The 16,449-nt window shown below is 44.9% G+C and carries 15 protein-coding genes; 10 read left to right on the plus strand and 5 right to left on the minus strand.

The window, feature by feature from the left end:
• The first annotated feature begins 123 nt into the window (after window positions 1-123).
• The gene (locus ACN6NF_RS11270) at window positions 124-837 is read left to right on the plus strand and encodes a response regulator transcription factor (protein ID WP_474317714.1); all 714 of its coding nucleotides are present in this window, start codon (window positions 124-126) and stop codon (window positions 835-837) included.
• The gene (locus tag ACN6NF_RS11275) at window positions 834-2,210 is read left to right on the plus strand and encodes a sensor histidine kinase (protein WP_474317716.1); all 1,377 of its coding nucleotides are present in this window, start codon (window positions 834-836) and stop codon (window positions 2,208-2,210) included. Before ACN6NF_RS11270 ends, ACN6NF_RS11275 begins: the two co-directional genes overlap by 4 nt.
• An 81-nt stretch (window positions 2,211-2,291) precedes the next feature.
• On the opposite strand, the gene ACN6NF_RS11280 is transcribed toward ACN6NF_RS11275, so the two are convergent.
• Window positions 2,292-2,765, minus strand: coding sequence for a C40 family peptidase (locus ACN6NF_RS11280; RefSeq protein ID WP_058711074.1), 474 nt, complete (start codon window positions 2,763-2,765; stop codon window positions 2,292-2,294).
• 353 nt (window positions 2,766-3,118) lie between these two features.
• Between ACN6NF_RS11280 and ACN6NF_RS11285 the strand changes: the two genes are divergently transcribed.
• Both ACN6NF_RS11285 and ACN6NF_RS11290 read left to right on the plus strand, forming a co-directional pair.
• On the plus strand, window positions 3,119-4,153 hold the full coding sequence (locus ACN6NF_RS11285) for a glycosyltransferase (protein WP_474317718.1): 1,035 nt from the start codon (window positions 3,119-3,121) through the stop codon (window positions 4,151-4,153).
• A gap of 5 nt (window positions 4,154-4,158) precedes the next feature.
• Window positions 4,159-4,884: a succinylglutamate desuccinylase/aspartoacylase family protein gene (locus tag ACN6NF_RS11290; protein WP_474317719.1), complete on the plus strand. Its 726-nt coding sequence runs from the start codon at window positions 4,159-4,161 to the stop codon at window positions 4,882-4,884.
• A 131-nt stretch (window positions 4,885-5,015) separates the two neighbouring features.
• On the opposite strand, the gene ACN6NF_RS11295 is transcribed toward ACN6NF_RS11290, so the two are convergent.
• Together ACN6NF_RS11295 and ACN6NF_RS11300 are read right to left on the minus strand one after the other, a co-directional pair.
• Complete coding sequence (locus ACN6NF_RS11295; RefSeq protein ID WP_474317721.1) at window positions 5,016-6,359, minus strand: sugar phosphate nucleotidyltransferase; 1,344 nt, start codon at window positions 6,357-6,359, stop codon at window positions 5,016-5,018.
• Window positions 6,360-6,429: 70 nt separating this feature from the next.
• Window positions 6,430-7,266, minus strand: coding sequence for a DUF6492 family protein (locus ACN6NF_RS11300; RefSeq protein WP_474317723.1), 837 nt, complete (start codon window positions 7,264-7,266; stop codon window positions 6,430-6,432).
• Window positions 7,267-7,475: 209 nt separating this feature from the next.
• Between ACN6NF_RS11300 and ACN6NF_RS11305 the strand changes: the two genes are divergently transcribed.
• The 3 genes from ACN6NF_RS11305 to ACN6NF_RS11315 all read left to right on the plus strand — a co-directional run bounded on the left by ACN6NF_RS11305 (window position 7,476) and on the right by ACN6NF_RS11315 (window position 10,617).
• Window positions 7,476-8,339, plus strand: coding sequence for a YheC/YheD family protein (locus tag ACN6NF_RS11305; protein WP_474317725.1), 864 nt, complete (start codon window positions 7,476-7,478; stop codon window positions 8,337-8,339).
• Between the two features lie 192 nt (window positions 8,340-8,531).
• Window positions 8,532-9,557: a cupin domain-containing protein gene (locus ACN6NF_RS11310; RefSeq protein ID WP_474317727.1), complete on the plus strand. Its 1,026-nt coding sequence runs from the start codon at window positions 8,532-8,534 to the stop codon at window positions 9,555-9,557.
• A gap of 280 nt (window positions 9,558-9,837) precedes the next feature.
• The gene (locus ACN6NF_RS11315) at window positions 9,838-10,617 is read left to right on the plus strand and encodes an ABC transporter ATP-binding protein (protein ID WP_474317728.1); all 780 of its coding nucleotides are present in this window, start codon (window positions 9,838-9,840) and stop codon (window positions 10,615-10,617) included.
• A gap of 24 nt (window positions 10,618-10,641) precedes the next feature.
• Here ACN6NF_RS11315 and ACN6NF_RS11320 read toward each other — a convergent pair whose 3' ends face one another.
• Both ACN6NF_RS11320 and trhO read right to left on the minus strand, forming a co-directional pair.
• The gene (locus tag ACN6NF_RS11320; RefSeq protein WP_474317730.1) at window positions 10,642-11,559 is read right to left on the minus strand and encodes an AEC family transporter; all 918 of its coding nucleotides are present in this window, start codon (window positions 11,557-11,559) and stop codon (window positions 10,642-10,644) included.
• Window positions 11,560-11,765: 206 nt separating this feature from the next.
• Window positions 11,766-12,659 (minus strand): oxygen-dependent tRNA uridine(34) hydroxylase TrhO, encoded by an 894-nt coding sequence (gene trhO / locus ACN6NF_RS11325; protein WP_474317732.1) that lies wholly within the window; start codon window positions 12,657-12,659, stop codon window positions 11,766-11,768.
• A 210-nt stretch (window positions 12,660-12,869) separates the two neighbouring features.
• Here trhO and ACN6NF_RS11330 point away from each other — a divergent pair, with 210 nt between their 5' ends.
• The 3 genes from ACN6NF_RS11330 to ACN6NF_RS11340 all read left to right on the plus strand — a co-directional run bounded on the left by ACN6NF_RS11330 (window position 12,870) and on the right by ACN6NF_RS11340 (window position 16,229).
• The gene (locus tag ACN6NF_RS11330) at window positions 12,870-14,159 is read left to right on the plus strand and encodes a glycoside hydrolase family 27 protein (protein ID WP_474317734.1); all 1,290 of its coding nucleotides are present in this window, start codon (window positions 12,870-12,872) and stop codon (window positions 14,157-14,159) included.
• A gap of 233 nt (window positions 14,160-14,392) precedes the next feature.
• A complete protein-coding gene (locus ACN6NF_RS11335) occupies window positions 14,393-15,436 on the plus strand; it encodes a carbohydrate kinase family protein (RefSeq protein WP_474317736.1) in 1,044 nt (347 codons plus the stop codon).
• 97 nt (window positions 15,437-15,533) lie between these two features.
• A complete protein-coding gene (locus ACN6NF_RS11340) occupies window positions 15,534-16,229 on the plus strand; it encodes a P-loop NTPase family protein (protein WP_474317839.1) in 696 nt (231 codons plus the stop codon).
• The last annotated feature ends 220 nt before the right edge of the window (window positions 16,230-16,449 follow it).

The following is a 16,449-nucleotide window of genomic DNA, read 5'->3' on the forward strand; positions in this document are numbered from 1 at the left end:
AAAATTGAATTACAAAATTATATTATAGAGCGACGAACCGGATAAAAGCTTAAAAACAAATAAAAAATGAATCGCATGTGCGTTGCTTATTAGTTTTTTCTATAGAAAATAGGTGGTTTTGTGATGAAAAAGTCGGTGCTAGTCATTGATGATGAAGAAAAGATATCCAGATTGCTTCAACTGGAGTTATCCCATGAAGGGTATACAGTTGAAATCGCACAGACGGGAAGCGAAGGATTGGATAAGGCAATATCCCATACATGGGATATTATCATTCTGGATGTGATGCTGCCCGAGATGAACGGAGTCGAGGTATTAAAGCAGATTCGAAAAGTGGACAATCATACCCCGGTAATTATGGTCACTGCACGTAACAAGACTCCTGACAAGGTTTCAGGTCTGGATGAAGGTGCCAACGATTACATTACAAAGCCCTTTGAAATTGAGGAGTTATTAGCGCGAATGCGAGCCAGTATGAGGCATCAATTGGAGCCGGCAGCTACCGCTTCACAAGAAGAGGATAAGCGACAGTCTAGACTTCAAGTCGATAGCTTGGTGTTGGAACGCAAGACGCGGTCTGTGGTGAGGGAAGGAAAACGTATCGAACTTACGCCCAAAGAATTTGATCTGCTTCTCTATCTGATGGAGCACAAAAATCAGGTATTGCACCGGGATCAAATGATTCAGGACGTATGGGGGTTTGATTTTGTCGGCGATACGAATGTAGTAGATGTCTATATCCGGTATGTTCGCAAAAAAATTGATTATGGATATAAAAAGAAACTGATTAAAACCGTGCGTGGCGTTGGGTACTGTATCCGGGAGGAAGACCATTGAAGCTGCGGACTAAAATTACCCTGCTTAGTTCTATTTTAGTGATGACGATCCTCCTGTTTGTGGATGTCACGGTTCATCTATTATTCGTTAAAATCGCTACTCGCAATGAAAGAGAAGTGCTGCAAAACAAGTGGACTGAAATTATTGCCGAAACAGGAGCCACGATGATTTTGAAAAATGCTTGGGGGCCTAAGCTGAAAGATGAACTTTCCGGGGATACCATTCTAAGGGTATTTGATCAGCAATCTCACCTTCTGTATGAAGTAAGCCGTCAGTCCCGCTTTAAGCTGGACGATATACATTTTAACCTTTCTCAAAGCTCTCAGCTAACGGATCTACTGAATCATAAAATCCTAATCATCCATCTTCCGGTGCTTTCACCAGAAGGTAGTCAAAAGGGGACGCTGGAGATCGTAGAAAAATGGGATGCGCTCGAAAACAATCTCGATATCTTAAATACAATTCTCATCACATCGACTGTTGGAGCTATGTTGCTCAGTCTGGTAGGTAGCACGATTTTGGCGAATGCGATATTGCTGCCAATTGCCAGCAGTATTCAGACGATGCAGGAAATTGAAAGAAGCTTGAAATTCAAAAAAATTCCTGTCGGCAGTCACAATCAAGATGAATTGTCCCAAATGACCGCAACTTTTAACCGAATGGTGGAGAGATTGGAAGAAAGCTTTCAGAGCCAGCAGCAGTTTGTTTCCGATGCCTCACATGAACTGAATACGACATTGATGATTATTGAGGGCTATGCTAACATGCTGCGGCGGTGGGGTACACGTGACGAGGACATACGTAAGGAATCGATTGAATCGATCTATGACGAAACTCAGCGAATGCGTACGATGACGCAGCAATTACTGACATTGGCCTCCTCACAGCAGCAAGCCCCCGAACCGTATGAGCCGGTAGAGCTGGTAGGTTGTTGTCAACAGGTAATAGTACATCTCAAGCCTGTACATGATCGTCAAATTTCTATTTTTACAGAAGAAAAGGAAATTTGGCTGGATGCTAATCTTGCAAAAATCAAGCAGTTACTAGTCATCCTGCTGGATAATGCCTTAAAGTATAGCTCGGATGAAATCGAAATATGGATATCTACAGATGAAAAAGATGTCCACCTTCGGGTTAAGGATTACGGAATTGGCATTCCTGAGGGCGAGATCAAGCGTGTCTTTGAACGATTTTATCGGGTAGACAGCTCCAGACATCGTAAAACCGGAGGAACCGGACTGGGGTTGCCGATTGCCAAGACAATAACAGATGCTCACCAGGGTACGATACGTATGGAAAGCGTAGAAGGAGAAGGGACGGAGGTCATCGTTACGCTGCCTCAAAAACAACAGAAAAGGCTGTCCCTCCAGTAGACATCTCTACTCAGAGGAACAGCCTTTTTAATGTTAATTGTAAGTTAAGCATTCGGTGGATGGGAATCATCCAAAATGATCCTAAAGGACACGACGTGCTGTTGTGTAATGGGAGTTCCACCATCCCGAATTCAGTTTTGTAACCGTTACGCCACCTTTACCATACGTGTGCAGTATTTTCCCGTCTCCCATGTAAATGGCTACATGATGAATTGGGGCATAGAAAAAGACCAAATCGCCTTTTTTAAGCTGACTACGCGGTACATAAGTGCCTACAGTTGACTGCTGTTTGGACGAACGTGGAAGCTTGATTCCATTTTGTGCAAAAACATACTGAGTGAACGAAGAGCAATCAAAAGAGCTTGTACTGCCTGCTGGAGCTCCATGTTCATAACGGACGCCCATATACTGGGATCCTTTTGAAATAATCCGATCAGCTTTACTTGTCGAAGCGGCATGAGTGGTGTCAGGTCCGACGACGAAACTCCCTGCACTCAGTGCCAAAGTCATCGTAAAGCAAATACCCATCCACAATTTTTTAGAAGTACGTTTCATATATAATTTCCTCCGTTATTCGTATTGTGTTGATGTCCTGAAATGACAATAACACAAATAAAATATCCGGAATTTACCACTCATGGTTACAATCCTGTTACCCCAACGTTTTGCCCTGCTTTATTAGAAAACGATGAGAATTTTCTCCTTAACTTTGGCTTGACAAATTAAATAAACTCCCCATATGGCTAGGCGCGTATGACAAAAAGCGACTTGCAGACGATTGGCACAAGCAATCATGCAAAACATACATACCTATATACTACAATTTATAACCTGCACGGGAGTATGCTCAGATTCCCGTTGACATCGTAAAGATTACACCGTATCTCCGGTCAGGAAGGGGAATTCATATGGCTTCAAGGCAGAGTAAAGCACTCAAAAACCGACCTTTAACCATTGTGCAGGTCATATCCAACTATCCCGATGCACAGCCTGTACCCTCTATCAAAGGCGGAACGGAAAAGGTCGTGCATGAATTAACAGAGGAATTAGTGAGACGAGGGCATCATGTATCTCTTTTTGCCGCCCGTGGGAGCAGGAGCAGCGCACGATTGATTACTTATCCCAAGGGTTTGAAACATAGTCAGATTCCTCAATATGTACTTCGGCATATGCCTTCCGGCACACATATCATTCATGACCATACTTTTCGTTCTGCTGTGGCGCGTAGGAAGCTGCCTTGCTCATCATTGTGTACCGTTCATCTTCCAGTGAAGAGACACGGTAAAAACCCCGTATATGTTAGTAAAAGAGCACGCCAACTGATGGGCGGGGGCAAAGGATTTTATATCTATAACGGCATCAACACCCATGAATACGAGTTCAGCAGTGAGAAGCGAGGCTACTTGCTGTTTATGGGCAGAATCATACCGGATAAAGGTGTACTGCAGGCCATTCAGGTTGCAGAGCGAACAGGAAAAAGACTGCTCATTGCGGGTCCTATCAAAGCCCCTGTATTTTTTCGCCGAGAGATTCAGACACGAATTCAGCGCAATCCGAATATACGCTACGTGGGGGCAGTTGGGGGTGCTCGGAAACAGAAGCTGCTGAAACATGCAGAGTGTCTGTTGTTTCCATCACTGTGGGAAGAGCCGTTCGGACTCGTAATGGTAGAGGCTATGGCTTGTGGAACACCGGTGCTTGCCCTAAAAAATGGCTCCGTTCCCGAGGTGCTATCAGGCTTTCCACAGTTGATTTGCAAATCAGTTGGCCAAATGGCACGAAAGGCACAGCAAAAAAATTACCCGTCACCCGCGCAGCTGCGATTGTATGTTAACCAAAGATTTACCAACAAACAGATGACCAGCAACTACTTGAGACTATACCGTGAAATCATCCGTCGGCGAGAACAGAAGAGAGGACAACGAAAGCCTATACGGAGGTGAAAGGGATGCAGGTCAAACGATATATGCTTGGAAAGGGCTCTTCTTGGGCGACTCCTTATTATGTAGCCACAGGGGGACAGAAAGGTCCGTGTACGATGGTGGTTGCAGGCATACATGGTAATGAAATAGCAAGTATACGTGCGGCTGAGAAACTGGTAAAGCTTTTGAAGGAGCAAAAACTGAGATTCAGCCATGGCAAACTTATTATTGTGCCAATTGTGAATCAAGAGGCTTACCGCAAGCGGATCAGAGGAAAACCTGATCTGAATCGAACTTTCCCGCGCCAGAAAAAGCAGGCGGCATCACAACCACTTTCCGCTGCTCTATTTAAACTAACACAAAAGCATCACCCTGAATGGTATCTCGACTTACATGAGGCGAATGGATTATCACAAAAGGATGCCAAGGTGCTTGGTCAAACACTGATCTCCAATAAGGGCAACCCGGTAATTCCCACGACGCGCCGGATTATTAAGCGAATGAATCGCTCGATCAAGGTGAAAGACCGCTATTTCAACATGCGATTGCATGAGCTCCCAGGCTCCTCTCGTACCGCTGCAGCCCGTATCTTAGGAGCACGTGCAGTTACTGTGGAAACAGGATGGAGCCTGCCCCAGAAAGTACGCATACATTATCAGATGAAGATCGTGCAGCACTTTTTAAGAGAGGCTGGGATAGTTAAGGCCAACAAGGTTTATTTATCTGGCAAGGTTAGAACGGTTTCCTTATGAGATGTAATGTTACAAAAAAAATCGCTTCATGAGCAAAGGACTTTACTCACCTTGCTCATGAGCGATTTTTTTTGATGTGAAATCTTCGCGTAGAAATTCTATCTGTTTAGATGTTATAACTCTTTGTGTTGTCAAGAATCGGATTTATAGAAGGCGCTCACCAAACAGTGGCCCAGGCGCACCTCGATCAGTTCCAGTGCGGTATCCAGATCTGCGCGGATCGTGTGATACGTTTCGACCGGAATGCTAAATACAGAGCCGCTTGCCGCAGCAAAGCGTTCTCCGTTCAGCATAACCTCTCCCCGACCGGATACGATCGTCCATACTTTAAGTCCGCTGCCGTGAATACGTCCATTCAAGCGATGATCCGGTAACACCGTCAGTCGTATAGCTAATATGTCATGCGGACTCCGGTGCTCAAATTCGTCCAGCACCCGGTAACTGCCCCAAGAGGTTTCACCATGCATGGGGCGAAGTTGGAGGTTGCCTAGCTGCTCCTTGATCGCGTGGGCATGGCTTTTGGACGCAATGAGAATACCGTCTGGGCTTGCAGCAGCAATAATATCCTCCACGCCAATGACATGAAGTGGATAGGGCAGCTCATTGACGATGTGTGTGCCGTGAGTCCGACCACTGATTTGTCCACGCCCGATCACTCGGCTTCCTAGCTGCTCTGTTAAGGTCTGCCAGTTGCCGATGTCGTGCCATTCGCCCTCGTAAGGCAGGACAACGGCCCGTTCAGTACGCTCCGCAATCTCCTCATCGAAACTGCGAACCGGGAGGCTATCATACATTGCGTACAGTTCTTTATCGTTCAGCGGCAGTTGACTTTGCTCCATACAGGACAGCATATACCGTAACGTAAAAGCGTAAATACCGCAGTTCCACAGCGCGCCTTGGTTAATAAGCTGCTGCGCTCCAGAGAGATCCGGCTTTTCAGTGAAGCGAGCAACTTGGGCATAAGCCGTTTTCCCTTCCTGCCTCATTTGCAGACCCGGAACGACATAGCCATATTGGTCGGAGGCATGGGTAGGCCTTGTCCCAAGCATAGCCAGATCGGCTCCGCTCTCGAGCAATAGGCCGGAGAGCGCTGCTATGCTGTGGAAGAAGTCGTCGCCTGCAAACATATCTGCTGGAGCAATGCAGAGAACTTCATCTAGCCCCATGCCTCTTGTATGAAAATAAGCAGCAGCGAGTGCAGCAGCTGTAAAGGTTCCCCGTTTAGCAGGCTCGCCAAGAACAGGCAGACGCCCTTCTGTATGGCGAAAGGCTAGATTGACCTGACTCTGATGAGCCAGAAGCAGAGCAGAGGAATCCAGTCCGGCTAAGGTAAGCTGACGATACACCCGGCCGAGCATAGATTCCTGCTGCCCATCAGGAGCGGGCAACAACCGGAGAAACAGCTTCGACCGAATATCATTAGATAATGGCCACAGCCGTTTTCCGGCACCACCGCATAACAATACGATGCGCACGGACGTTTCCTCCTTCAATGCAAATCCATTTGGATTGCATCAACAATTGCGGGATTTTCTATTCTAGGAACTATTTCAATGAAGATTGACTCTTTGTTTTTGGAGCTAGCTGGTACACTTTGCGTTGATGAAAAGATAAGGAGCGGTGGCTTTGGGCGTAGATATCCAATTGTTTTTGTGACAGCGAAGAAGCACGACTATGAAGCGCTTTATTCAATGACTTGCGCAAAATCATCCGAGAGGGCTGATTGCTGTATAGATAGTTGGCATACGTTTCATATTCGGAAAATCCAAACTGTTTTGTCCGGTCTATACTTTGAATAATGGCGTTGTACCAAGGTTTCCCATGCCTTGTCTCAATAACTTGCTTGAGCTGGGCGAGCCGTGTTTTTTCAAAAAGCATATAGTGAGTGACAAAGGACTTTGGTGAGGGAGCTTTAGCGCCCATCAGCTTACGGTAAGTGCGAAAATACTCAGGTTGACTCCAGCTGCGATAGTAAAAAATTGTTTTTCCGTCTTTACGGAACGTATGTGGACGAATCAAAATGGTGTCCGCGTCTATGACGAGAAAAAAAGGTGATTTACTGATTTTGTCGCCATTCATTTTGAGCAATTGCTGATACAGCCAGCCTGAGCGATCCCAGCGCGTTGTTCCGTAACGAATATGCTTTTTAGTGATGGGCAACACCGTTTTTTCGTCTATAAATGTACACTTCTTGTTTGCACATAGACGGCGAAGTTTGGTGCTTTGCGGTGAAACGATATAGATGGTTGCAATTCGGTGCTGCACGTGACGGCGCAGACTGTCAATTACTAGTGGTAGTGTCGCCAAATCTTTTTCAATTGTGGGGATCAGAACATCAATTGAGAGGGAACCCTTCTGTGGCCCATCCGATTGCGCAGACATGTTATTCACTCCCTATACGTATAAATATACGCTACCGGTATCTCATATTATTGTATGCCTGGACAGGCGCTTTCGACCGGGCAAGGCCAACTGTCTAATTCTATGTAGAAGAGGGCGAATGGAGCTTCGAATGGGGATTTGGTGCATACGATAGATTGATCTTTTTTAACAGGAGCGTTCTACCCTGAGAGTAGAGAGGAGAGGGGCAATTGAATTCTTCACGAGTGCAGGCGTTGCGCAGCAAATGGCATAAAACCAAATTGTTGCTCCAGCATGGCAGTATCAAGCCTTTTGTACCTGAAACCCGTAAATACAGTAAAATAAATATGAAATCAATGTTGGAAAGTTATGGTATGGTCTATGTAAAGCCTGATCAAGGTACCTTTGGCAAAGGTGTGATGAAAGTCGAACAGGAGGCAGGGCAGCGTTTCGCCTACCAATATGAGGAAAAACGTCTGGAGTTCAAACATCTGGATGCACTGATTACCAGCTTATCGAAACACACAGGGAAAAAAAGTTATCTCATTCAAAAGGGAATCCATTTACTGCGCCATCAAAATCGTTATTTTGATATCCGGGTCATGGTGCAACGCAATGCAAAAGGGGCATGGGAATCTACCGGAATTATTGGACGGTTAGGCCATCCCCGTAAAATTGTGACCAATTACCATAGTGGTGGTAAGCCGATGGCCTTGGAGCAGGTATTGAAATCCCATTTATCGCAAAGTAAGCAGGCTGAGCTGGTCAAGAAGCTCAATGAACTGGGGATTACCATTGCCACACAACTACAAAAAACATATCCGAATTTCCGGCAAATTGGTGTGGACATTGGATTGGATCATCGCTTTATCCCTTGGATCATCGAGGTGAACACGAAGCCAGATCCATATATTTTTAACCAATTGACAGATAAGTCTATGTACCGAAAAGTAATAAGTTATTGGCGACTGGCTAATGAAAAAAAGAAAGTTACAGTCCCAAACAAGGAGAAGAAGAATAACGACAAGAATAAAGATAAAAATGCAAATAAAGCTGATCATACAAATAAAGAAACTAAATCAAAAAAAGGATGAATTGTTTATGATTCATCCTTTTTCTCATGCCTGTTTATCCTAATCCTAACCGCAAGGGGGCGATTCGGACATTCTATTGATAAAAAATGGACAAATTTGATCTCTTTAACATTAAAAGTATATAATAAACCTGCACAGCATCAAAAAGTGAATAAAGACATATGGGATGAATGATTTTAAGGAGGAATCGCGATGAAATCATTTAAGTATGCTTTAGAGAAAAAGGAACCCAGAACCGGGCCAGGGGGTATCACACGTGGGGCTTCAGTCCACGATTTTCCTGTATCAGAAGGAATAGCAGGGGTTTCGATGCGTCTGGAGCCGGGTGGAATGCGGGAGCTTCACTGGCATGCTAATGCAGCTGAATGGGCCTATGTAATTAGCGGCTCCTGTCGGACAACTGTTATCCATCCAGACGGTACTTCCTATGTTGATATTTTTAACCCAGGTGATGTATGGTATTTCCCGCGTGGTTATGGTCACTCCATTCAAGGTCTTGGTCCTGGAGAGTGTCATTTTATCCTGATTTTCGATAATGGTGATTTTTCGGAGGACCATACGTTCAGCATTACTGATTTTATCGCTCAGACTCCCGCAGATGTAGTCATGCAGAATCTCGGACTTGCAGCCGACGAGCTGGCTCTTTTGCCAAAGAAGGAAGCTTATTTTGCAAAAGGACCTGTCCCATCTATCGCATCTCATGATGCATATCCGCGGATTTCTTCCGATCTAATTACTAAACACCGCTATCCTTTAATGGCCAAACAGCCCAGATTGGCACCGGGTGGAGGGACTCAGCGGACCGTTACAGTAGAAGATTTTCCTATTTCTTCGACGATGGCCGGATCTGTGATTGAACTGGAGCCGGGCGGATTGCGAGAAATGCACTGGCATCCCAATGCGGATGAATGGCAATACTATTTGGATGGCAGTGCAGAAATGACTGTATTTCTGGCAGAAGGGAATGCGGTGACAGAGCAGTTTGAAGCCGGAGATGTAGGGTATGTCCCCATGGGGGCCGGGCATTATATTAAAAATACCGGGCCAGACGTATGCCGTATTTTGATTGGTTTTAACAGTGGTCATTACGAAGCCATTGATTTGAGTGAGTGGATGGCTGGCAACCCTGTAGATGTATTGGCAACGAATCTGAGCCTTCCTCGAGAAATAGCGCATAAACTGCCTCATAAATCGGTCTTCATCGCTCCAAAATCTTAAATCTTAAATCTTAAATCTTAAATCTTAAATCTTAAATCTTAAATCTTAAAACCACTAAAATGCCCGCTTATGCTACCTTATTCCAAGTTAGCGTAAGCGGGCTATTGAACTTGATTCTATTTCTATTACATTTGTAGAAAGCAATATAGTGAATTTAAAATTGAACAACCTGTAACCCTGTGCTATCCTTATACGAAAGTGAAGATTAACGAAGTAAAAGTGATATTTTATTATGCTTACAAACATCTGATGATACGATGAATAGAAGGGATGTACAGCCATGAATACTGTCATTGAGCTTAACAATGTAAGCTGGAAGAGAGATAACCGTACCATACTGGATCAAATCAATTGGCAGGTAGCTGAGGGAGAGCATTGGGCTGTACTCGGCTTGAATGGATCAGGCAAAACAACGATGCTCAATATGATTAATGGCTACATATGGCCAACCACAGGTAGTGTCGGTGTATTGGGTCATACTTTTGGGGATGTAGATCTGAGGGAATTGCGCAAATCTATTGGTTGGGTCAGTTCCTCTTTACAGGAAAGAATTAATGGAAGCCAGCGTACACAGGATGTCGTCATCAGCGGTAAATTTGCCTCTATTGGACTGTTTGATCAGACGACGGCTACAGATTATGAACAGGCCGTTCAGCTTATGAGCCAACTGGGCTGTGCTCATCTGGTAGATCGGTTGTATCAGGGATGCTCACAGGGAGAAAAGCAAAAAGTGCTTATTGCTCGTGCGTTAATGGCCTCGCCCAAACTGCTGATTTTGGACGAGGCGTGTAACGGGTTGGATTTTTTCTCTAGAGAAGCATTACTGAATAGCGTTCGTCAGCTGTCCGAGACGCCGGGTTCTCCCAATTTATTGTATGTTACACACCATATCGAAGAAATTCTACCGATGTACACACATACGATTCTGATTCGCAGGGGTACGGTGTTTGCTAAAGGTAAAACGACTGATATCCTGAGCAGTGAAACGCTTAGTGCTTTTTTTGAAACGCCTGTGCAAGTAGACTGGAGACAGGATCGTGCATGGCTCTCTATGGTGTAGAGAGCCTTTTGTCCGTCTAACCTGCTACCAGCTAATCAGAATGGGCAAAATCAGGAATGAGGCAAGCGTGCTCCACAGGATGCAGGTGGAGACCAGTTTTGGCGATGCGTTAAATTTTTCCGCTAAAATGACTGCATTCACAGCCACTGGCATCGAGGCCAGAATGAAGAGAACGGAGAACAAAAGGCCTGAAATCCCCAGTATCAGCATGGCAAGACAAGCCGCAAGCGGGGAGAGCAGAAGTCGGATTGTAAGTCCTGCGCAGCTGGCTTTTTTAATAGACGGCTCCAGCTTGAATATTTTCACATAAGCTATCTGGGTCCCAAGGATCGCCAGCACGACCGGTGAATAGGCAGCTGCAATCATCGAGACGCCTGATTGAACGCCGGAGGGCAGATGCCAGTCCAGTGCTCGAAGCCCCAGTGCAAGAAGAGCCGCATAAATCGCAGGGAGAGAAAATACCGACTTCACGGCACTATGAACGGAAAATTCAGAGCGGGCTGCAAAATAAACGCCAATGGTATTGACCATAATCATTTGGATAACGACATATACAGAGGCTTTATCCAGACCAAGCTGCCCAAAGGCAAGTAAAATGAGCGGCAGCCCATAATTTGCACTATTGGTCAGAGTGGAGATTAAAGTAAGTCCAGCCGTTTCCGGGGCGCTCAGTCTAAAGATTTTCCCCGCTAATTGTGCAATTCCCCACAATAGCAGCAGGTTGAGTAATGAAAAAGCGGCTGTCTGTGCCACATCATGCCAGGAAAGCTGCGCTTTGAGCAGTGTGTCCAGAATCATGGCGGGACTTAAAAAATACAAGTACAAAGTCGAGAGCGGTTTGGTTTCCAGCTTCATGAATTTGCCGAGTAAAAATCCGGCGATCACTGGCATGGACAGCGGAACGATAACGGATAATAGAGTTGAAAGTACGATTTGAACCATGATTTCCACCATCCTTTTTGTAATAACATGGTTCATTATAAGATGCTACTTTCAAGCCCGTCCAAGACGGATAAACAATCAAGGTTATAGGTATAAGCTATAGATATTTGATCGCTTATTCTGAGGATAATAAAAAGGGATGTCCACAGCCATGTTAAACGGCTAGTAGGAACATCCCTTTAATATGAAACCGAGTATTCTGATGGTTAAGCAGAAACCATGGTTTTCGCTATGGTTCGGCAATCGTCAGAGCAATAGTGTTGATGCTGTTCTTCGCAGTCTGGACACACGATATGCTGGAGATTGCACACCGGGCAGTTAATATAATGATCGTTTGGCGTTTCACAGTGGTAGCATTTACCGACAATAACGTCCTCATCCGTATGGTTGATCCGAACCGAAATCCGTTCGTCAAACACATAGCATTTACCATCAAACAAACGTCCTTGTACTTCTGGGTCCTTGCTGTAAGTCACAATGCCGCCGTCCAACTGGCCTACATCGTTAAAGCCTTCTTTAATCAGCAGACCGGACAGCTTTTCGCAACGAATACCTCCGGTACAGTATGTCAGGATTTTCTTGTCCTTGAACTGAGTCATATTGTCGCGAATCCATTGTGGAAATTCACGGAACGATTCAACTTCGGGACGAATAGCTCCGCGGAAATGACCGATGTCATATTCGTAGTCGTTACGTCCGTCCAGAACCACGACATCTTCATCTTGAAGCTGTTCATAAAACTCTTTTGGCGATAGACGCTTGCCGCTAATTACATTAGGGTCGAGCTCGTCCTCATGACGTAGCGTAACCAGTTCCTCACGATGACGTACAAATATTTTTTTGAACGCATGACCGTCAGCTTCATCTATTTTAATAACGATATCGTGGAATTTGGGATTGGCGCGCAAATCACGGATATACTGCTCCGTTTGCTCTACTGTACCGGACAATGTTCCGTTGATTCCTTCTTCGGCAATCAAGATTCTTCCCTTGACGCCCAGCTCCTTGCAGTAAGCCAGATGCTCTGCCGTAAAGGTGGCAGGATCTTCAATATTGACATATTTGTAAAACAACAAAATTCGATAAGCATGTGCACACATGTAAAATCACCCTCTGATTCAAGTCAAAGTTTTTTAACAAGCAAGTTTAAATGTACCACATTCTTTAAGTTAGTCAACATAAATGTATAAAAAGTGGAAATGAACCAGATGACGAGCGACAAAAGTAAGGGGTTACATTATAATGGTATGGTGGGGTTGATGAGATTTGCAATAACAGGTTGAGGTCTAACAGATGAAAGGATGAATTTAATGAAACATCATTTGAGAGCGCATACACCACCTATGGGATGGAATAGCTGGGATTGCTATGGCGCAGCGGTAAGGGAAGAGGAAATACGGGGAAATGCTCAATATATGGCGGAGCACCTGAAGGAGTATGGATGGGAGTATGTCGTGGTAGATATTCAGTGGTATGAGTCGGGAGCAGTATCTTCACAGTATCGACCATTTGTTCCATTGGAAATGGATTCATTTTCACGTCTGATTCCAGCGGTGAATCGGTTCCCTTCGGCAGCAGATGGGCGTGGGTTCCATGCTCTTGCGGAATATGTGCATAGTTTGGGGTTGAAATTCGGGATACATATTATGAGAGGCATTTCTAGACAGGCGGTTCATCGGGATACTCCGATTTTAGGAACTACAGCTACGGCCAGACAAATTGCACATCCTAACTCTATTTGTCCTTGGAACACAGATATGTATGGGGTAGATGCATCCAAGGAAGGTGCACAGGAGTATTATAATTCATTGTTTGACCTGTATGCGGAATGGGGTATCGATTTTGTCAAAGTAGATGACATTGCTGCATCACGTCTCTATGGTATTCATTTGGCGGAAATTGAATTGATTAGACGAGCTATTGCCCAATGTGGGCGCCCGATGGTCTTGAGCTTGTCGCCTGGTCCTGCACCGTTGGAACATGCGGCTGACTTAATCGCAAACGCTAATATGTGGCGCATGACTGATGATTTCTGGGATGTATGGCCTTTACTGCATGGTATGTTCGAGCGTTGCGAGAAATGGGCGGAACATGTGGGCCCAGGTCACTGGCCGGATTGCGACATGTTGCCACTGGGTCATCTGGGGATTCGTTCGGTAGATTCAGTAGATTCCGGCAGCCATGATCGTTGGACACGCTTTACGAAGGATGAGCAGCTGACGATGATGACCTTATGGAGCATTTTCCGGTCTCCACTGATGTTCGGGGGAGAACTGCGGGACAACGACGCATGGACACTATCATTGCTGACGAACAAAGAAGTGCTCGATGTTCATCGTAACGTTGTGAATGCGCGCCAAGTCTACAGAAAGGATGAACATATCGTTTGGACTTCTCATAACGAGGAAGGTCATGTATATGCGGCTTTATTTAATACTGGAGATGAAGCTTCCACAGTCCGTGTATCTCTACAGGAGCTTGGAATTGAAGGACAGGCAAGTGCCAGAGACTTGTGGAACCATGTGGATGTAGGTGTTTTAGTGCAGGAAATGTCCGCAGATTTACCCCCTCATGGAGCTGCTCTATTCATTATAAAATAACAAGATGTTAGGAAGGATCTAAGCTGCACGCTCAGCTCTAGTCACCTTATCGTAAAGTGGAGGATGTTTTTACGATAAGGTGATTTTTTTGTATGTGTAACTTTATGATATATTAACGGACTCGACATAATTCTTGGGAATTTGACATTTGGAACATGTTAGGTTTATAGAGTGCCTATTTCTGCACAAATTTCAATCATTCTAGCGAATAGAGTCGAGAAAGGAGTCAAATGATGAAATTAAAAAAAATTCACAAAAATGAGCAGGACGAGCCTTGGCCCTCTAGTGAACAAATTCTGTGTATCGGAGGGGCCAATCTGGATCGTAAAATCATGATTAAAGGTACATTTCAGCTTCACACCTCCAACCCGAGCAGCACCAGTTTGCAATCTTGCGGTGGGGTAGCACGGAATGTAGCCGAAAATTTAGGGAGGTTGAGCCGACGGGTCAGCCTGCTTACCGCAGTTGGGGATGATGCGGAAGGCGAATTTATCATCGAACAGTCTAGCCGCTACATGCACGTGATTCCTCTTCAAGTCAAAGGTGAATCGTCAACCGGCGTTTATACTGCCTTGCTGAACGAGCATGGTGAAATGATTGTAGCGACAGCAGAAATGGAGATTTATGATCAGATTCGTCCTTCAGTAATTTTTGAAAATATTCCTTTAATCGCCTCTTCCCGACTTGTTCTGCTGGACACTAATTTTTCTATGAACGTAATAGCGGCTACCATACATGTGTGTTTGGAACATCAGGTACCGCTTGTCGTTTCTTCGGTGTCAGCTTCCAAGATGAGAAAGCTTCCCCGGAATTTGCATGGGGTGGAATGGCTGGTATGCCAACCGGAGGAAGCTGAAGCTTATTTGGGACTTGAACTTAAAGATGATCAGCAGATATGGGACGCAGCCCGAGTTTTTCACAAACTTGGGGTTCAAAATGTCATTATTATCTGTGGTGCTGAACGTGTGTTGTTTGCTTCTCAGGATGGAACTCATGGACAAATCCCTATCCCTCCAGTTCAACAGGTCATTGATGTCACAGGTGCAGATGACGCTTTTATTGCGGGGATGATTTATGGAATTACCCAAGGTTATCCTATGGAGCAAGTGTGCCAGTTTGGAATCAGTTGTGTCGACTTAACCATACAAACGGATCGGACAGTCTCAGACACCATTTCTATGAATAATCTCCATTCTAGGTTCCAGGAGCTGTATGGCACACATTCGCAAAATTTTGTGTTTTTTAAGGGTGTGTATTTTAAAAAGAAAAATACATAAGTAAAGAAAAGAACACTAACCTACAACAACGTGTATTGGGAGCTTCACGGACGTAATGATCTCAATTATTGAATTTATAAAAGGGGCAGGTTGCCTGATGGACAGTGTGAAATACGCTATTGTTTTTCTGCCGCTGTTCCTTCTTTATTTACTTTTAAAGGGAGGGGCTTTGACAGTAGGTTTACTATATCGACTGATCTATTCAATGCTAACCTTACGTAGGGGAGAGAGTGACGAGCTTCTAGCTGTGCAGCATGCTAAACGTATTATCGTAATTGGCTCCCCGGGGAGCGGCAAGACTTTTTTGGCCAAACGACTGTCGATGTGGACCAATTTGCCGTATATTTCGTTGGATGATTTGTATTGGGGACCAGAGTGGAAGCGGAGCACAGACAAACAATTTCATAAACAGCTGGGTGAAGTCCTGCAAAGGGAAGAATGGATTATCGAAGGGAATTATCATGAGCATTATTTTACCGAACGACTCCAGCGTTCCGACACAATTATCGTGATGGATGTCAGCACGATAGAGGCGATATCAGGTGTAATGACACGTTCGCTTAACCGTTTTTTATTTTCCAAGGAGCTACCCAAGGGAGTAGAGCAGGAAGCTGTTCGTATTTGTGATATTTCACCTCGGTTTGTTCGCTTTGTTCTGGGTTTTCGCAGGCGTATCCGTCCTAAAATCTGGCCGCTCATTTTGCAATATGATAATGAACGGAATTTAATTATCTTAAAATCTAAATATCGTCCATGTCCCTGGATGAGCCCAGATAGACAATTATCTTCTTGACTCGAACTTGCGTTTCGTGTAAAGTGGTGAAAATTGTAATATATAGGAATAGTGTAGACCAAGGATCAAACGTTCAATGACCCGCTGTACAGAGAAGAAACCCATAGGCTGAAAGGTTTCTCGCCGCGAATGAACGTTTCCCTGCCTTGCGAGCTGTAGCGGTGCGTAAGATAAACCGTTACCGGCTAAATGCCGTTATCTGAAGAAGGACCGTCCCGTA

The sequence above is a fragment of the Paenibacillus sp. TSM33 genome, assembly GCF_056099025.1.

What these genes read in the sequence shown, in the direction of transcription:
- ACN6NF_RS11270 (WP_474317714.1), top strand. Translation starts at nt 124, where the DNA reads ATGAAAAAGTCGGTGCTAGTCATTGATGATGAAGAAAAGATATCCAGA.
- ACN6NF_RS11280 (WP_058711074.1), bottom strand. Translation starts at nt 2,765, where the DNA reads ATGAAACGTACTTCTAAAAAATTGTGGATGGGTATTTGCTTTACGATG.
- ACN6NF_RS11285 (WP_474317718.1), top strand. Translation starts at nt 3,119, where the DNA reads ATGGCTTCAAGGCAGAGTAAAGCACTCAAAAACCGACCTTTAACCATT.
- ACN6NF_RS11290 (WP_474317719.1), top strand. Translation starts at nt 4,159, where the DNA reads ATGCAGGTCAAACGATATATGCTTGGAAAGGGCTCTTCTTGGGCGACT.
- ACN6NF_RS11300 (WP_474317723.1), bottom strand. Translation starts at nt 7,266, where the DNA reads ATGTCTGCGCAATCGGATGGGCCACAGAAGGGTTCCCTCTCAATTGAT.
- ACN6NF_RS11310 (WP_474317727.1), top strand. Translation starts at nt 8,532, where the DNA reads ATGAAATCATTTAAGTATGCTTTAGAGAAAAAGGAACCCAGAACCGGG.
- ACN6NF_RS11315 (WP_474317728.1), top strand. Translation starts at nt 9,838, where the DNA reads ATGAATACTGTCATTGAGCTTAACAATGTAAGCTGGAAGAGAGATAAC.
- ACN6NF_RS11320 (WP_474317730.1), bottom strand. Translation starts at nt 11,559, where the DNA reads ATGGTTCAAATCGTACTTTCAACTCTATTATCCGTTATCGTTCCGCTG.
- trhO (WP_474317732.1), bottom strand. Translation starts at nt 12,659, where the DNA reads ATGTGTGCACATGCTTATCGAATTTTGTTGTTTTACAAATATGTCAAT.
- ACN6NF_RS11330 (WP_474317734.1), top strand. Translation starts at nt 12,870, where the DNA reads ATGAAACATCATTTGAGAGCGCATACACCACCTATGGGATGGAATAGC.
- ACN6NF_RS11335 (WP_474317736.1), top strand. Translation starts at nt 14,393, where the DNA reads ATGAAATTAAAAAAAATTCACAAAAATGAGCAGGACGAGCCTTGGCCC.
- ACN6NF_RS11340 (WP_474317839.1), top strand. Translation starts at nt 15,534, where the DNA reads ATGGACAGTGTGAAATACGCTATTGTTTTTCTGCCGCTGTTCCTTCTT.